Raw genomic sequence first — 17,014 nt, 5'->3', positions numbered from 1 at the left:
CCCGGCCTTTCAGCAGCCCCTCCGGTGAGGCTCGGTGTGGAGGTCTACGAAACCACCGCCGGATCGGCCGACTTGGGGTCCCGGTCGCCCTCGTCCTCGTCGCCCATCGCGATGCCACGCCGTTTGGAGAGGTAGACCGCCACGGCGATGACGAGGAACGCGACGACGGCGATCAGCACCCGTACGGCGATGCTCTCGTCGGCGCCGTAGGAGAACTTGATGACCGCCGGCGCGATGAGCAGCGCCACCAGGTTCATGACCTTCAGCAGCGGGTTGATCGCCGGGCCGGCGGTGTCCTTGAACGGGTCGCCGACCGTGTCGCCGATGACGGTGGCGGCGTGGGCCTCGCTGCCCTTGCCGCCGTGGTGGCCGTCCTCGACGAGTTTCTTGGCGTTGTCCCAGGCACCACCGGAGTTGGCGAGGAACACCGCCATCAGGGTGCCCGCGCCGATCGCGCCCGCCAGGAAGGCGCCGAGCGCGCCGACGCCGAGCGTGAAGCCGATGAAGATGGGTGCCATCACGGCGAGCAGTCCGGGCGTGGCGAGCTCCCGCAGGGCGTCCCTGGTGCAAATGTCGACGACCTTGCCGTACTCGGGTTTCTCGCTGTAGTCCATGATTCCGGGCCGTTCCCGGAACTGCCGCCGCACCTCGTAGACCACCGCGCCCGCCGACCGCGACACCGCGTTGATCGCCAGCCCCGAGAAGAGGAAGACGACCGCGGCGCCCGCGATGAGGCCGACGAGGTTGTTGGGCTGCGAGATGTCCATCATCAGGCTCATCGGCGCACCTTCGCCGCTGAGTTTCTCGCCGACGTCCGCCGCGCCGGTGGTGATGGCGTCGCGGTACGACCCGAAGAGGGCCGCCGCCGCGAGGACGGCGGTGGCGATGGCGATGCCCTTGGTGATGGCCTTGGTGGTGTTGCCGACCGCGTCCAGGTCGGTGAGGACCTGGGCGCCGGCGCCCTCGACGTCGCCGGACATCTCGGCGATGCCCTGCGCGTTGTCGGAGACCGGGCCGAAGGTGTCCATGGCGACGATGACGCCGACCGTGGTCAGCAGGCCGGTGCCGGCCAGCGCCACGGCGAACAGCGCCAGCATGATGGACGTGCCGCCGAGCAGGAACGCCCCGTAGACGCCGAGACCGATCAACAGGGCGGTGTAGACGGCGGATTCGAGGCCGAGGGAGATCCCGGCCAGGACGACGGTGGCGGGCCCCGTGAGGGAGCTCTTGCCGACGTCCTTGACGGGGCGTCGGGCGGTCTCGGTGAAGTAGCCGGTGAGCTGCTGGATGAGGGCGGCGAGCACGATGCCGATCGCCACCGCGACGAGCGCGAGGATCCGCGGGTCGCCGTCCTTGGCGGCGATCGCCGCGTCGGTGACGCCGTCCAGCTCGGAGTACTTCCCGGGCAGGTAGACGAAGACGGCCACCGCCACCAGCACCAGCGAGATCACGGCGGAGATGAAGAACCCCCGGTTGATCGCGCTCATGCCGCTGCGGTCGGACCGCCTCGGCGCCACCGCGAAGATGCCGATCATGGCGGTGAGCACGCCGATCGCCGGCACCAGCAGCGGGAACGCCAGTCCCGAGTCGCCGAAGGCCACCTTGCCGAGGATCAGCGCGGCCACCAGGGTCACCGCGTACGACTCGAAGAGGTCGGCCGCCATGCCCGCGCAGTCACCGACGTTGTCGCCCACGTTGTCGGCGATGGTCGCGGCGTTGCGCGGGTCGTCCTCCGGGATGCCCTGCTCGACCTTGCCGACCAGGTCGGCGCCGACGTCGGCGGCCTTGGTGAAGATGCCGCCGCCGACGCGCATGAACATCGCGATCAGCGCGGCACCGAGGCCGAAGCCCTCCAGGACCTTCGGCGCGTCGGCCGCGTAGACCAGCACCACGCAGCAGGCGCCCAGCAGGCCGAGCCCCACCGTGAACATGCCGACGACGCCGCCCGTACGGAAAGCGATCTTGGTCGCTTTGTGCGAGACGACGGTGAGATCCTTTTCCGGTTCACCGGGGGCCGGTGTCGCTTCCCGCGCCGCCGCGGCGACGCGCACATTACTGCGTACGGCGAGCCACATGCCGATATAGCCGGTGGCCGCCGAGAACGCCGCGCCGATCAGGAAGAAGATCGATCGCCCGGCACGTTGATTCCAGTCGTCCGCGGGCAGCAGCATGAGCAGGAAGAACACGACGACGGCGAATACGCCGAGCGTGCGAAGCTGCCTGGCCAGATAGGCGTTCGCGCCTTCCTGGACGGCCGCCGCGATCTTCTTCATGCTGTCGGTTCCCTCGCCCGCCGCGAGCACCTGGCGCACCAGGACGCCCGCGAGCACCAGCGCTGCCAGTGCGACGACCGCGATGACCGCGACCAGGACACGGTTTCCGTCGGTCAGCACGGCGGCCGCGAGGGGGGAGGGATCGCCCAACTGATGAGGGGTGGAAAGCTCCGCCATTCGTCCTCCTTGACGCTTGGGCTGAGCTCAAGATGTGGACGGGATTGTAGGTACCGGAACCTGATCAAAACAGTGCACGACAAATGGAATTAACCTGTCAACCGGAAGGACGAGGCAAGTAGTAACGCCCCTCCGGCATTAATTCCGTGATCCTTCTTGTGATCAATTCCAGCGCGATTGATCGTGAATGAATTCACTTAACGTCCGCACGATCCCAATGTAAGTGCGCACACGGCGAAGGGCCCCACCGGGTGGGGCCCTTCGGGTGATGCGAGGGTGGGTCAGACCGGCGGCATTACCGCCGGCGCGGTCGGCCAGGTCATGCGGATCAGTCCGCCGTCCTCGCCCGCCGTGACCTCCACGTCGTCGACGAGTCCGCTGATGACCGCGAGGCCCATCTCGTCCTCCTCGGCCTCCGCCTCGTCGGCGGCCGAACCCGGGGCCGACGCCCCGGCCACGGCGTGCGGCGCCTCGTCACCGACCTCGATGGAGAACTGCTTCTCCTCCTCGATCAGCGACACCTTGACCGGCGCCGTGATGCCGACGTGCTGATGCAGGCCCACAGCCCGGGTGCAGGCCTCGCCGACGGCGAGCCTGACCTCGTCGAGGACGGCCTCGTCCACTCCGGCCCGGCGTGCCACCGCGGCCGCCACCAGACGGGCGGTACGGACATGCTCGGGCAGCGCGCTGAAGCGGAGTTCGACGGTGGCCATGCATCCCCCTCGGAACTACGGGCGTGCTGTCGGGGGTCCGGGCCGCCGACAGCCCGGACCTCCGTCGTTCTACTGCGGCCCCGGGCGGCCCGAGGGCCGGCCGGGGCCGGTCGTCAGTCGGTGGCCGCCACCGCTTCCTCGACCGAGGTGTGAATGGGAAACACCTTGGTCAGGCCGGTGATACGGAAGATCTTGAGAATACGCTCCTGGTTGCAGACCAGGCGCAGCGAGCCCTCATGGGCGCGCACCCGCTTCAGTCCGCCGACCAGTACGCCGAGCCCGGTGGAGTCGAGGAAGTCCACGCCCTCCATGTCGACGACGAGGTGGAAACTCCCGTCGTTCACGAGCTCGACCAGCTGCTCACGCAGCTTGGGCGCGGTGTATACGTCAATTTCGCCACCGACCTCGACGACCGTACGATCGCCGACGGTACGGGTCGACAGGGACAGGTCCACGGATCCTCCAGCACCTTGCTATCGAGCGGTCGTCCCTCGGGACACCTCGGCTTGAAGCCCCCAGGACGGTTCGCCAGCCGCGATGGCATTCAATCACTTACCGGCAGGCGTGCACGACGCCTTGGTCCCATTGTCCGTCACGCCAGTGACAGACTCGGTGCCGATGGCCAAGAATCACCGACCCGATCGACCCCCGGCGGAGCCCGGCTCCCGGCCGGAACCGGGCATGCTCCTGGACCGGCTCGCCGCGGGACCGAGCCGGGCTGCGCGCATCACTCATACGGAGCACCTGCCCCCTCGCGCGGGTCGTCATGCCGTCTGGCCGGACCGGATTCGCCCGGAGGTCGTCGCGGCCGTGCGCGCGGCCGGAATCGAACACCCCTGGGCCCACCAGGCACGCGCCGCCGAGCACGCCCTCGACGGCGACTCGGTGGTCGTCGCCACGGGCACCGCGTCCGGCAAGTCCCTGGCGTACCTGGTGCCGGTGCTGTCGACCCTGCTGGACGGCTCCGACGCGCCGAACGGGCGGGGCGCCACCGCGCTGTACCTGGCGCCGACGAAGGCGCTCGCCGCCGACCAGTGCCGGTCCGTGAAGGAACTCGCACGACCGCTGGGCACGTCCGTTCGAGCCGCGGTGTACGACGGCGACACGCCGTTCGAGGAACGCGAGTGGATCCGCCAGTACGGCACCTACGTGCTGACCAACCCGGACATGCTGCACCGCGGCATCCTGCCGTCCCACCCCCGCTGGTCCTCCTTCCTGAAGGCGCTGAAGTACGTCGTCGTCGACGAGTGCCACACCTACCGGGGCGTCTTCGGCTCCCATGTCGCCCAGGTGCTGCGAAGATTGCGCCGGCTGTGTGCCCGGTACGGCGCGTCGCCGGTCTTCCTGCTCGCCTCCGCCACCGCCGCCGAACCCTCCATGGCGGCCCGCCGGCTCACCGGACTGCCGGTCGTCGAGGTCGCCGACGACGCCTCACCGCGCGGTGAACTGGTGTTCGCCCTCTGGGAACCGCCCCTGACCGAGCTGGAGGGCGAGAAGGGCGCGCCGGTCCGCCGCACCGCCACCGCCGAGGCCGCCGACCTGCTCACCGACCTCACCGTGCAGGGCAGGCGCTCGATCACCTTCGTGCGGTCCCGGCGCGGCGCCGAGCTGATCTCGGTGATCGCCCAGGAGCGTCTGGCCGAGGTCGACCGCTCGCTGGCCGGGCGCGTGGCCGCCTACCGCGGCGGCTACCTCCCCGAGGAGCGCCGCGCGCTGGAACGCGCCCTGCACTCGGGTGAGCTCCTCGGCCTCGCCGCGACCAACGCCCTCGAACTCGGGCTCGACATCTCCGGCCTGGACGCCGTGGTGATCGCCGGTTATCCGGGCACCCGTGCGTCGCTGTGGCAGCAGGCGGGCCGGGCGGGGCGGGCCGGGCAGGGGGCGCTGGCAGTGCTGGTCGCCCGGGACGACCCGCTGGACACCTTCCTCGTCCACCATCCCGAGGCCCTGTTCGACCAGCCCGTGGAGTCCACGGTGCTCGACCCGGACAACCCGTACGTCCTCGCCCCGCACCTGTGCGCGGCGGCGGCCGAGCTGCCCCTGACCGATGAGGACCTGGCGCTGTTCGGCCCCGCCTGCGAGGAGCTGCTTCCCCAGCTGGAGGCGGCGAAGCTGCTGCGCCGCCGGACCAGGGCCTGGCACTGGACGCGCCGGGAGCGGGCCGCCGACCTCACCGACATCCGCGGCGAGGGCGGACGGCCGGTCCAGGTCGTCGAGGCCGGCACGGGCCGCCTGCTGGGCACGGTGGACGCCGGAGCCGCCCACACGACGGTCCACGAGGGCGCCGTCCACCTCCACCAGGGCCGCACCTATCTCGTCCGGTCCCTGGACCTGGAGGACTCCGTCGCGCTGGTCGAGCAGGCCACGCCCGCGTACTCGACGGTGGCCCGCGACACGACGGCGATCTCCGTCCTGGAGACCGACACCGAGGTGCCCTGGGGCGACGGGCGCCTGTGCTACGGCTCCGTCGAGGTCACCAACCAGGTGGTCTCCTTCCTGCGCCGCCGTCTCATCACCGGCGAAGTCCTGGGCGAGACGAAGCTCGACCTGCCTCCCCGGACGCTGCGTACCCGGGCGGTGTGGTGGACGGTCACCGAGGACCAGCTGGACGCCGCCCGGATCAACCCGGAGATCCTCGGCGGCGCCCTGCACGCCGCCGAGCACGCCTCGATCGGCATGCTGCCCCTCTTCGCGACCTGCGACCGCTGGGACATCGGCGGCGTGTCCGTCCCCCTGCACCCGGACACGCTGCTCCCGACGGTCTTCGTGTACGACGGCCACCCGGGTGGGGCGGGCTTCGCCGAGCGGGCCTTCCACACGGCCCGCGACTGGCTCGCCGCCACCCGGGAGGCCATCGCCTCCTGCGAGTGCGACGCCGGCTGCCCGTCCTGCATCCAGTCCCCCAAGTGCGGCAACGGCAACGACCCACTGCACAAGCGGGGGGCCGTACGGCTCCTGTCGGTGCTCCTGCGGGGAGCCGCTGACGGAGCTGCGGACGGGGGCGCGGACCTTGCGGCGGGAGGGGAAGTGGGCCCGCCCGAGGCGAGGCAGGCGGAGGCGGACGCGGGCAACCCGGCCCGTGACGCCCACCGGTAGCCTCCAGCGGCCACCCTCACGGGGGTGGCCCACCCGACGGGACTTCCGTCGCCGTAGCCCCCACCGACCGGTCCGCCGGTGCCGCGATCCCCGCCGGGGGAACCTCCACCGCCGGGCCCGCCCGCGCCCGGACCTCCGCCGTGAACGGGCCCCGGCCCGATGCCACCGTCACGTCCGAGACCTGCCCGGTGAGCACACAGCTCACCAACCGCGCCCCCTGGGCCGCCGCGGTCCGCGCCGCCCGGGCACACGCCGCCGTACCGCCCCGGTCCCAGTGGTCCGCCGCCGCGAGCGCCGCCAGATCGGCGCCACCGGCCGCACGGTGCCGGGCCACCACCGCCTGCCCCAGGGCCAGCACGACACCGAACACCAGGCACAGAACGGCGACGGCACCGACGCTCCAGACGGTGGCGGAGCCCTGGTCGGCGTTCCCGGCCCGGATCCTCACGGCCCGCCTCCCGCCGTCCGCTCCACCGACGCCACGGCCTCCTCCCGTACCTCGAAGGGCAGCCCCCGCAGCGCCGGTGGCTCGGCCACCACGGCCACCCGGACCCGGTCCCCCTCCCGGCTGACCGTGACCCGCGCCCCGCGAGGTGCCGCCTCTCGGGTGATCTCGGCAACCGCGTCGGCCGGATCCTGGCGGGCCGCCGCGCGGGCGCCCGTCCGGGCCGCGTCCACACACTGGATCTGCGTGGCCACCACGAGCAGCCCCCACGCCAGCGCCATCGCGAACCCGGCCAGCACGGGGAGCACCACGGCGGTCTCCGCCGTCACGAAACCCCGGTCCGAGTCGCGGGACCGTGCCCCCGGGCGCCGTTCACATCCGCGCATCGAGTGCCTGCTTCACGATGCCCTGCAGCTCCGCGCTGACCGCCCCGCTCGTCACCACCTTGTAGAGGACCACGGCGAAGGCCACCGCCGCGACGATCCCCATCGCGTACTCGGACGTCACCATTCCCGCGTCCCGCTTCGCGGTCCACCGGCTCCGTGCCGACCACATCGCACGTGTCAGGGCACTCAGCCGCGCCCGTACCACCTGATTCATCACAACCCCCGTGAGGTTCTTTGCCGTTGTGCGCTTACTGGTTCACCGCTCCGTCATGCGCCGGCCCCACGCCGGCCCGCCCCTCCCGTCAGCCACCACCTCCCCCGTCTCCCAGCACCCCGCCCGCGAGCCCGATCACCACCGGCAGTACGCCCACCGCGATGAACGCGGGCAGGAAGCACAGCCCCACCGGCGCGGTGACCATGACGGCCGCCCGGCGGGCCCGTGCCGTCGCGGTGCGGGCCCAGTCGGTACGGGCCTGGGTGGCCAGCCGGGCGACGGGGCCGGCCGCGGGAAGCCCGGACACATCCGCCCGTTCCAGCAGCCGCGCCAGGGGAGCGGCGCCCGGGAGCGCGGCGAGTGACCGCCAGGCAATGCCCGGCTCACCGCCGAGCCGCACCTCCGCCGCGCCACGGCCCAGCGCGTCCCCCACCGGCCCACCGAGGGCCTCACCCACCGCGTGGGCCGCGGTGACCGGTCCGGCACCGGCCGCGACGCACGCCGCCAGCAGGTCGGCCGCCAGCGGCAGTTGGCGAACGGCCTCGGCGGCACGGGTCTCTTCCGCGGCCGTGCCGGCGGCCGCCCGCCGAGCGCGCAGGCGCCACAGCACCACCGCGCCCGCCGAGCCCGCCACCACACCGGCGACGCCCCCGACCAGGGCCCAGCCGGCCCCCACCGCGACCACCAACGGCAGCCGGTCACGCACTGTGCCCAGCACCTGGACGTGTCCTGGACCTGCACTCACCGCCGGCGGGGCCAGCAGCCCGGCGAGCCGTCTGCGCGCGGTCCGAGCCCTCCGGAAGGCCGCGCATCCGTGTGCCAGCCAGCCTGCGATCAGCACCGCCCCCATCACCGCCCCCAGCCTGTGGACAACGTCCCCGGTCACGACGCCGCCTCCGCCTTCCGCACGATCCGCGTCACCCACCACACGCCCAGGCCCTCCAGGACCCCACCGGCCAGCAGGCAGCCCAGCCCGGCTCCGGTGTGCAGCAGGACGTGCAGCGGGTCGGAGCCGAGGGCGGCGCCGAGCAGGAGGCCGAAGACCGGCAGGCCGGCGAGCATCACGGCGGTGGCTCGCGCGCCCGCCAGCTGGGCCCGCAGGTCGGCACGCTGGTCCCGTTCGGCACGCAGGGCGCCCTCGAGCCGGTCGAGACCGGCCGCCAGTCCGGCGCCCTGGTCGGCGGCGACCCGCCAGCACGCCGCGAGGCCTCGTAACCCCTCCGCCCCCGGCCGCCGCGCCGCCGCCGTGAGGGCCCCCGGCACGTCCCCGCCGAAGCGCGCCGCCGCCAGCACGGCGGCCTGTCCGTCCCCGAGCCCTCCGGAGTCGTGCGCGGCGCACAGCAGCGCCTCGCCCGGCTGCCGTCCCGCCCGCACCTCCCCGGCGAGGGCCCCGCACAGGGCGATCACCGCGTCCTGCGCGTGCTCCCGGGCCCGACTCGCCCGGCCGGCGAGGCGCGTGCGCCGCAGCAACGGCACTCCGGCCGCCCCCGCGACGACCGGCAGCACCGAGTCGCCCAGCACGGCCAGCACCAGCCCGGCCGCCGGCGCCCACCACTCTGGCCTCAGCCCGCCACGGACACGCAGCACCACGTCCGTCAGCCGACGCCCCGGTGGCGGCGGCCCGGTGCCGGCCGTCGCGCCGCCGGCGAGCACCAGCCGCGCGCGCCGCGCTCCGGCGTGCCACCCGCTCCCCGCGAGCCATGCCGCCGCCCCGAGGCACACCAGGGCGACGCCCGTCGACAGCTCACCCGTCACCGTCACCCGTACTCCTCCGATCCAGGTGCTCGCGCCCGAGCCCGTCTGTGCGCAGCAACTCCCGCAACCGCTCCCAACCGCGCTCGGCCGCGAAGGCCTCCGCCTCCCACCGCAACGCCGGCACCGTCCGCACCAGCCCGGACGGATCGCGCTCCAGCACGTGCACCTCGGCGATCCGGCGCCGTCCCGCCCGGTCCCGGGCCAGGTGGAGGACGACCGAGAGAGCCGCCGCCAACTGGCTGTGCAGTGCCGCGCGGTCCAGCCCGGCGGCCGTGCCGAGGGCTTCGAGCCGGGCCGGTACGTCGGCGGCGGCGTTGGCGTGCACCGTCCCGCAGCCGCTGTGACCGGTGTTCAGCGCCGCCAGGAGATGGGCCACCTCGGGGCCTCGTACCTCGCCGACGACCAGTCGGTCGGGTCGCATGCGCAGCGCCTGCCGCACCAGGTCCTCCAGGGTGACCAGGCCCGCGGCCTCCTGGTTGGCGGGTCTGGTCTCCAGGTGGACGACGTGCGGGTGGTCGGGCCGCAGCTCCGCCGAGTCCTCGGCCAGCACGATGCGCTCGTCCGGCCGGACCAGGCCCAGCAGCGCGCTCAGCAGCGTCGTCTTGCCACTGCCGGTGCCGCCGCTGACGAGGAACGACAGCCGTGCCCGCAGCAGCGCGCGCAGCACGCGGTCACCGCCGGGCGGCACGGTACCGGCGGCCGCCAGTTCGTCGAGCGTGAACGCACGCGGCCGTACCACCCGGAGCGACAGGCAGGTGCAGCCGACGGCGACCGGGGGCAGCACCGCGTGCAGCCGGGTGCCGTCCGGCAGCCGGGCGTCCACCCAGGGCCGGGCGTCGTCCAGCCTGCGCCCGGCGACCGTGGCGAGGCGCTGCGCGAGCCGCCGCACCGCACCGGCGTCCGGGAAGGAGACCGACGTCAGCTCCAGGCCGCCGCCCCGGTCCACCCAGACCCGGTCCGGGGCGGACACCAGGACGTCGGTCACCGACGGGTCGGCGAGCAGCGGCTCCAGTGGGCCACTGCCGACGAGCTCCGAGCGCAGCTTTCCGGCGGCTGCGAGGATCTCGGCGTCGCCGAGCACCCGCCCCTGCTCCCGCAGGGCCTGCGCCACACGCGCGGGCGTGGGCTCCGCCCCCCTCTCGGCGAGCCACCGCCGCACCCCGTCGAGCATCGCGGGCGCCGGGCCGGGACGAGGGCCCACGAGGGCCGCGGCTGCCGGCGCCCCGTCGGCGGCGGTCCCCGGGGACCGTCCTGCGCGCAGGCCGAAAGCAAGCCCCGACGCCGGTCCCGGAACCACTCCCCCTCCTGGATCGAGTGCTGAGAGCGTCTCCCGAGATCGTCCCGCGACGGACCCCGAAACCAGCCCCTGGCGCCGCCCCGAACCCAGCCCGGGGGTCCGGCCCGCGGCCGCCTCCGTCCCGCCCCCTGCGCCGGCCGTCCCCGCAGCCGCCCCGGACACCGGCACCGCCCCAGGGGCCGCCCGAACGGCCCAGCCCGGGACGCCACCCCCCGCGGTCGGCCGCCGCGCCGCCCTCTTGAGCCCCACTGACGCCTTCACGCCGTTCCACCCCCCGTCTCCACCAACGTCCGCTCCCAGAAGGCCCGGCAGAAGCGCGCCAGCGGTCCACGGGCGGAGGCGCCGGGAGGGCGCTTGCCGTCGGTGGCGCGCAGGAGGCCGGACTCGACGGGCACCTCGCCGGCCAGCGGCAGTCCGAGGAGCCTGGCCACCTCGCGGTCGTCGAGGCCCGAGTCGTACGGCCCCCGGGTCACGACGCGCAGATCGCGCAGCACCATGCCGACCGCGGCCGCCACCCGGCCGGCCGCCGCGACGGCCCGCAGCTCGGCCGGGACCACGAGAAGCCCGACGTCGAGCTGGGCAAGGACCTCGGCGACGCCGTCGTCGATCCGGCGCGGCAGGTCCACGACGACCGTGCCGCCCCTGCGCCGGGCCGCGGCGAGCACGGCACGTACGGCCTGGGACGGCACCGCGACGCAGTCACCGCGGTCCCAGCTGAGCACCCGAAGCGAATGCAGCTCGGGCAGCGACTCCTCCAGGGCGCCGCCGCCGACCCGTCCGCGCGAGGCCGCGAACGCGGGCCACCTCAACCCCTCGGCCGTCTCGCCGCCGAGGAGGACGTCGAGGCCGCCGCCCAGTGGATCCGCGTCCACCAGGAGGCTGCGCAGCCCCTCTCGCGCGGAGGTGACGGCGAGCGCGCAGGCCAGCGTGGACGCCCCGGCCCCACCCCGGCCACCGATGACACCTACGGTGAGGGCGGGCCGGCCGACCCCCTCGGCGACGTCCGCGATGCGGTCGACGAGCCACTGTTCGCCGTCGGGGAGCACCAGGACGTGGTCGGCGCCGATCTCGACGGCCCGCTGCCACACTCCGGGATCGTCCTGATCACGGCTCACCAGGACCACTCCCCGTCTCCTCACGGCCCCGCGCACGCGCCGCGCGGCGTCGTCACCGACGAGGACGAGTGGCGCGGCCTCCCAGCCGCCCGGCCACCGGGCCCCGGAAGGCCCCGAGGCCCCCAACGCCCCAGAGGCTCCCGAGGACGGCGCGGGCGGCGCGGGCACCGAGTGGTGCACTTCCGGTGTCGCGCCGGCCGCCGCGCACAGGCGCAGCAGATCGTCGAGGAGATCGGTGTCCTCGGTGACGATCAGCGGCCCGCCCGGCCTCCCTCCGGCGGAGGGAGGCGGGTCATGGGTGGTGATCCCGGTCATGGTCTGCGTCCCCCTTCGCCGCGACTTCCGGGTCGCGGCCGGTGTCCGTAACTCGCGCGGCCCCTGCGGCCCCGCGTTTCCGGCCGACCGAAGAACCGGTTGAGAACCGATGGAGAACCGGCCGGCCATACACGTCCGGCAAAGGGAACCGGCCATGGAACTCGGCGCGGCCCGGACGCGTGGCAATCACGGTGCAGCGATCCGGGAAATCGTGTGGATCTTGGTCAAAAACTGTGGACGACTCGATGGATGTGAATATCGCCGTCACTCAAACCGGTGAGCCCGCCCCGCTTCGCTCCACCCCGTGTGCGACGCCCGCAGAGCAGCCCGACGACTACACTCCGTCACATCTCATGCCCATGACAATCTGCCCTCGCCGACAGCGAAACGGCATGGACTCCAGGTCGGCCGGAGGGAGAAAAACCCATCCGGACATGCGACGACCCCCGCCGGGGGGGAGAGCGGGGGTCGTCTCCACGGCCGACTCGGGGGGGGAGGAGTCGGACCGGGTTAGCACGGTCGCGAACGATCCGTGACTTCCATGGTGTACCCGAGAGGCCTCTCAGGCAAACCCACGCGCCCCACCTTACGCCGAATGGGCTGCGCCTATGCTCGGGGTCGTGGAAAACCACTCCTCGCCCCACTCCATGGCGCACTCCTTGCCCCGCACGGCGGCCTTCTTCGACCTGGACAAGACGGTCATCGCGAAGTCCAGCACACTGACGTTCAGCAAGTCGTTCTACCAAGGCGGGCTGATCAACCGCAGGGCCGTGCTGCGTACCGCGTACGCCCAGTTCGTCTTCCTCGCGGGCGGAGCCGACCACGATCAGATGGAGCGGATGCGCAAGTACCTCTCCGCCCTCTGCCGGGGCTGGGACGTCCGGCTCGTCAAGGAGCTCGTCGCCGAGACCCTGCACGACCTGATCGACCCGATCATCTACGACGAGGCCGCCTCGCTGATCGAGGAGCACCACACCGCCGGCCGCGACGTCGTGATCGTCTCCACGTCGGGCGCCGAGGTCGTCGAACCCATCGGTGAGCTCCTCGGCGCGGACCGGGTGGTGGCGACCCGCATGGTCGTCGGCGACGACGGCCGCTTCACCGGGGAGGTGGAGTACTACGCGTACGGCCCCACCAAGGCGGAGGCGATCCGGGAGCTGGCCGAGTCCGAGGGGTACGACCTGAGCCGCTGCTACGCCTACAGCGACTCGGTGACCGACCTGCCGATGCTCGAGTCCGTCGGCCACCCCCACGCGGTGAACCCGGACCGGGCGCTGCGCCGGGAGGCTCTCGCGCGTGAGTGGCCGATCCTCGACTTCCACCGTCCGGTACGGCTGAAGCAGCGCATCCGGGGGCTCTCCGTACCGCCGCGCCCGGCGCTCGTCGCCGCCGCCGCGATAGGTGCCGCGGCGGCCACCGCGGGCCTCGTCTGGTACGCGAGCCGACGCCGGTCCGCGCCGGCCGCCTGAGCACCGCCCCTCCCGCTCCCGACGGAATTCGCCGATCCGCCCTTTCACCCGCGTATGAGTGCAAAAGTAAAGAAGTGCGGCCGGCACTTCCGCTTGCTCCGGCGCAGGAGTACAAAGGACTCAACGGCCCGCGAGACCAAGGACATCCGAAAGGATCACCTTAAGAACGCATTTGGCCCCACGGACCGAGCATGGACATCGAGCACCCACGCGACGTCGACCCGTCGATTACGGGCCAGCCGCACCAGGTGACGGGCAAAGCTCCCGACCTGATGGGCAACATATCGAGGACGCTTGGTAACCCGGTGGTCATGCCAGCGGCGGTACGAATTCTCGTACCGCCGCATTGTCATCCCGCCGCATTCTCGTACCGCCGCGCCTTCACGCCGCCCCGCGCTGCAGCGCCTCGCACACCGCCGTGGACTCGCGCGCGCCCAGCTCGACCGCCCGGCCGCAGTGCGCGATCCAGGCGGCCATGCCCTCCGGCGTCCCGGACACGTAACCGTCGAGCGCCGCCAGGTAGGCCGCGCGGCCCAGCTCGGCGTGGCCGACCTCGGCGGCACAGACCGACTTCGGGTCGAGACCGCTGCCGACCAGGACGATGCGCTCGGCCGCGCGCGCCACCAGGCCGTTGTGCGAGGTGAAGGGCCGCAGCGCCAGCAGCTCACCGTGCACGACGGCCGCCGTCACCAGCGCCGGCGCGGCACCGCCCGCCATGACCAGCCCGGCCAGGCCCTCCAGCCGGCCGTGCGCCTCCTGGGCGCCCGGCAGCGGCAGCCCGACGAGGGGTTCGTCCACCGGCTCGCCCTCCTGGCGGGGCCGTCCCACCTGGTCGGCCTTGTCCGCCGCCGCCACCAGATGCAGCCGGGCCAGCACCCGCAGCGGCGACTGGCGCCAGATGGACAGCAGCTGCCCCGCCTCGGCGGTCAGCCGCAGGGCCGCACCCACGGCACGCGCCTCGTCGTCGACGCTGAAGTCACTGCGTCGGCGCACCTCCTCCAGGGCCCAGTCCGCCCCGGACAGCGCCGCCGAGCCCCGGGCGCCGCGCAGGGCCGCCTCCGAGGTGATCTCGTTGCTGCGGCGCCGCATGATCCGGTGGCCGTAGACCCGGTCCACGGCCTTGCGGACGGACTCCACGGACTCGGCCACGCCGGGCAGTTCGCCCAGGGCCGCGAGCGGGTCGGCGGTCGCGCCTGTCGTACTCATGAGTACGACATTACGCACCCCTCGGCCCCACCCCACGAATGAGTGGTCTTCTTCACGTACACCCGGACCACCGCGTCACGCACAGCCAGGGCGGCACTACTCTTGGTGAACATGAAAATTGCTTTCGTCGGGAAGGGCGGCAGCGGCAAGACCACCCTGTCCTCCCTGTTCATCCGCCATCTCGCCGCCACCGGTGCGCCCGTCGTCGCCGTCGACGCCGACATCAACCAGCACCTGGGGGCCGCGCTGGGCCTCGACGAGGCGGAGGCCGCCGAGCTGCCCGCGATGGGTGAGCACCTGCCGCTGATCAAGGAGCATCTGCGCGGTACCAACCCGCGGATCGCCTCCACGGAGACGATGATCAAGACCACCCCGCCCGGGGAGGGTTCACGCCTGCTGCGGGTGTGCGAGGACAATCCGGTCTACGACGCCTGCGCCCGGCCGGTGGAACTCGACGCCGGGGCCGTCCGCTTGATGGTCACCGGGCCTTTCACGGAGGCCGACCTCGGAGTCGCCTGCTACCACTCCAAGACGGGAGCGGTGGAGCTGTGCCTGAACCATCTGGTCGACGGCCGTGACGAGTACGTCGTCGTCGACATGACCGCGGGCTCGGACTCGTTCGCCTCCGGCATGTTCACCCGCTTCGACATCACGTTCCTCGTCGCCGAGCCGACCCGGAAGGGGGTCTCCGTCTACCGCCAGTACAAGGAGTACGCCCGCGACTTCGGCGTCACCCTGAAGGTCGTGGGCAACAAGGTGCAGGGACCGGACGACCTCGGCTTCCTCCGCGAAGAGGTCGGGGACGACCTCCTGACGACCGTCGGCCACTCGGACTGGGTGCGCGCCATGGAGAAGGGCCGGCCGCCCCGCTTCGAGCTCCTGGAGGAGGCCAACCACCGCGCGCTGCACACGCTGCGCGCGGCCACCGACGCGACCTACGAGTCGCGGGACTGGGAGCGCTACACGCGCCAGATGGTCCACTTCCACCTGAAGAACGCCCGCAGCTGGGGCAATGAGCGCACCGGGGCCGACCTGGCGGCGCAGGTCGACCCCGGTTTCGTGCTCGGCGAGACGGTCGCCACCCCGGCGTGACGCCGGCACCCGGCGGTGCCGGCGCTTGAGCCGGGCGTACGTCCGCGCCCGCCCGACGGCTACTGCTTGGCGGCCGGGGCTCCCGGCACGCCCTTCGGCGCCGGCGCGGGCTGGGCCGACAGCAAGGACGCCCAGCCCTTCTTCGGCGCCTCGCCGACGCCCAGGGTGCGCAGCTTCTTCAGCACCTTCGGGTCCTGGGCGTCCAGCCAGTCCACGAGCTGCCGGAAGGAGACGCAGCGCACCTCGTCCTTGGTGCACACCGTCTCGATGACCTCCTCGATGGCGCGCATGTAGGTGCCGCCGTTCCAGGACTCGAAGTGGTTGCCGATGATCAGCGGGGCGCGGTTGCCGTCGTAGGCCCGCTGGAAGCCCTGGAGCAGACCGTCGCGCATCTGGTCGCCCCAGAACTCGTGCTTGGCCGGGTCGCCCTGGGTGGTGGTGCCCGACTGGTTGACCATGAAGTTGTAGTCCATGGTGAGCTGCTCGAAGGTGTGCCCGGGGAAGGGCACGAGCTGCATCGACAGGTCCCACAGGCCCTGCTTCTTCTCCGGCCAGACCTGGTTGTTCACGCCGCTGCTGTCGTAGCGGAAGCCCATGTCACTGGCGGCCTTCACGAAGTTCTCCTGGCCCTCCAGGCAGGGGGTGCGGGCGCCGATCAGCTCCTTGTCGTAGTCGAAGGGCAGCGGCGCCGCGTTCTTCATCCCGGTGTTGGTCTTCCAGGTCTTCACGAACTGCTTGGCCTGCCTGATCTCCTCCTTCCACTCCTCGACGGACCACTCGCCGACCCCGCCGCCGGGGCCGCAGAAGTGGCCGTTGAAGTGGGTGCCGATCTCGTTGCCCTCCAGCCAGGCCAGCCGCAGTTGCCTGACGGTGTCGGCGATGCCCTGCTCGTCGTTGAAGCCGATGTCCGAGCGGCCCGGGGAGTGCTGCGGCGGCCGGTACAGGTCCCGCTTCTCCTTCGGCAGCATGTACACGCCGCTCAGGAAGTACGTCATCGTCGCGTCGTTCTCCTTGGCCACTTCGCGGAAGTGGGAGAACAGCTTCTGACTGTCCTCGCCCGCGCCGTCCCAGGAGAACACCACGAACTGCGGCGGCTTCTGGCCGGGCCCCAGACGCTCGGGCCGGGGCAGGTGCGGCTGGGCCCCGGTGTACGCGGTGGAACCGTCGCCGATCAGGCGGACCGCGTTCTTGGGCGCCGGCGCCGCTTTCCCCTTCTCCTTCTGCGGACCCTGCGTCCCTTCACCGGAACCGGTACCGCTGCCGATCGCGCAACCGGCGAGCGACGCGGCGCAGACCGCGGCGGCGACCACGGTGCGCGCGGCGATCCTGTGGGTGGCGGCCATGTTCCGCCCACCTTCTTCCTTCTCTCGGGCCAACGCCGACGACGGCGATGTCAGGTGCTGAGCCGGGCCGTGGCGTCAGCGCCGTCAAGGTGGCACGAACGCGAGAGGGAATTAGTAC

Annotated in this window: 15 protein-coding genes; 3 read left to right on the top strand and 12 right to left on the bottom strand. The window is 72.7% G+C overall.

Annotation, left to right across the window (positions count from 1 at the left end; genetic code table 11):
* Positions 1-44: 44 nt before the first annotated feature.
* The 3 genes from ACFW47_RS11355 to bldG all read right to left on the bottom strand — a co-directional run bounded on the left by ACFW47_RS11355 (position 45) and on the right by bldG (position 3,618).
* Entirely contained in the window at positions 45-2,450 is a 2,406-nt protein-coding gene (locus tag ACFW47_RS11355) for a sodium-translocating pyrophosphatase (RefSeq protein WP_386279553.1), read from the bottom strand.
* 281 nt (positions 2,451-2,731) lie between these two features.
* Positions 2,732-3,163: an ATP-binding protein gene (locus ACFW47_RS11350; RefSeq protein WP_386279555.1), complete on the bottom strand. Its 432-nt coding sequence runs from the start codon at positions 3,161-3,163 to the stop codon at positions 2,732-2,734.
* 113 nt (positions 3,164-3,276) lie between these two features.
* On the bottom strand, positions 3,277-3,618 hold the full coding sequence (bldG, locus tag ACFW47_RS11345) for an anti-sigma factor antagonist BldG (RefSeq protein WP_003975386.1): 342 nt from the start codon (positions 3,616-3,618) through the stop codon (positions 3,277-3,279).
* Between the two features lie 82 nt (positions 3,619-3,700).
* On the opposite strand from bldG, the gene ACFW47_RS11340 reads away from it, so the two are divergent.
* On the top strand, positions 3,701-6,259 hold the full coding sequence (locus ACFW47_RS11340) for a DEAD/DEAH box helicase (protein ID WP_386305605.1): 2,559 nt from the start codon (positions 3,701-3,703) through the stop codon (positions 6,257-6,259).
* Positions 6,260-6,275: 16 nt separating this feature from the next.
* Here ACFW47_RS11340 and ACFW47_RS11335 read toward each other — a convergent pair whose 3' ends face one another.
* From ACFW47_RS11335 to ssd, 7 genes are all read right to left on the bottom strand, one after another.
* Positions 6,276-6,707 (bottom strand): Rv3654c family TadE-like protein, encoded by a 432-nt coding sequence (locus tag ACFW47_RS11335; RefSeq protein ID WP_386305603.1) that lies wholly within the window; start codon positions 6,705-6,707, stop codon positions 6,276-6,278.
* Positions 6,704-7,090 (bottom strand): TadE family type IV pilus minor pilin, encoded by a 387-nt coding sequence (locus tag ACFW47_RS11330; protein WP_386279561.1) that lies wholly within the window; start codon positions 7,088-7,090, stop codon positions 6,704-6,706. Before ACFW47_RS11330 ends, ACFW47_RS11335 begins: the two co-directional genes overlap by 4 nt.
* Positions 7,077-7,304, bottom strand: a complete 228-nt coding sequence (locus ACFW47_RS11325) for a DUF4244 domain-containing protein (protein WP_386279563.1) — start codon at positions 7,302-7,304, stop codon at positions 7,077-7,079. Before ACFW47_RS11325 ends, ACFW47_RS11330 begins: the two co-directional genes overlap by 14 nt.
* Positions 7,305-7,392: 88 nt before the next feature.
* On the bottom strand, positions 7,393-8,190 hold the full coding sequence (locus ACFW47_RS11320; RefSeq protein WP_386305602.1) for a type II secretion system F family protein: 798 nt from the start codon (positions 8,188-8,190) through the stop codon (positions 7,393-7,395).
* Entirely contained in the window at positions 8,187-9,065 is an 879-nt protein-coding gene (locus ACFW47_RS11315; protein ID WP_386305601.1) for a type II secretion system F family protein, read from the bottom strand. The genes ACFW47_RS11320 and ACFW47_RS11315 overlap by 4 nt, the downstream gene beginning before the upstream one ends.
* A complete protein-coding gene (locus ACFW47_RS11310) occupies positions 9,049-10,230 on the bottom strand; it encodes a TadA family conjugal transfer-associated ATPase (protein WP_386305599.1) in 1,182 nt (393 codons plus the stop codon). The genes ACFW47_RS11315 and ACFW47_RS11310 overlap by 17 nt, the downstream gene beginning before the upstream one ends.
* Before the next feature lie 383 nt (positions 10,231-10,613).
* Positions 10,614-11,786 carry a septum site-determining protein Ssd gene (gene ssd / locus ACFW47_RS11305; protein WP_386305598.1) on the bottom strand — a complete coding sequence of 391 codons (1,173 nt, stop codon included), beginning with the start codon at positions 11,784-11,786 and terminating at the stop codon, positions 10,614-10,616.
* Between the two features lie 608 nt (positions 11,787-12,394).
* On the opposite strand from ssd, the gene ACFW47_RS11300 reads away from it, so the two are divergent.
* On the top strand, positions 12,395-13,255 hold the full coding sequence (locus ACFW47_RS11300) for an HAD family hydrolase (RefSeq protein ID WP_386279571.1): 861 nt from the start codon (positions 12,395-12,397) through the stop codon (positions 13,253-13,255).
* 381 nt (positions 13,256-13,636) lie between these two features.
* Here ACFW47_RS11300 and ACFW47_RS11295 read toward each other — a convergent pair whose 3' ends face one another.
* Complete coding sequence (locus ACFW47_RS11295) at positions 13,637-14,461, bottom strand: oxidoreductase (RefSeq protein ID WP_386279573.1); 825 nt, start codon at positions 14,459-14,461, stop codon at positions 13,637-13,639.
* A gap of 111 nt (positions 14,462-14,572) precedes the next feature.
* Here ACFW47_RS11295 and ACFW47_RS11290 point away from each other — a divergent pair, with 111 nt between their 5' ends.
* On the top strand, positions 14,573-15,553 hold the full coding sequence (locus tag ACFW47_RS11290; protein ID WP_386305596.1) for an ATP-binding protein: 981 nt from the start codon (positions 14,573-14,575) through the stop codon (positions 15,551-15,553).
* Between the two features lie 59 nt (positions 15,554-15,612).
* Here the strand turns inward: ACFW47_RS11290 and ACFW47_RS11285 are convergent, their stop codons facing one another.
* Positions 15,613-16,896 carry a hypothetical protein gene (locus tag ACFW47_RS11285; protein WP_386279577.1) on the bottom strand — a complete coding sequence of 428 codons (1,284 nt, stop codon included), beginning with the start codon at positions 16,894-16,896 and terminating at the stop codon, positions 15,613-15,615.
* Positions 16,897-17,014 lie beyond the last annotated feature (118 nt).

Origin of the sequence: Streptomyces sp. NPDC058796 (genome assembly GCF_042745235.1) — a bacterium.
Taxonomy (GTDB): Bacteria; Actinomycetota; Actinomycetes; order Streptomycetales; family Streptomycetaceae; genus Streptomyces.
The sequence above is the reverse complement of the archived record's forward strand: the minus strand, read 5'-3'. Positions and strand labels throughout refer to the sequence as shown.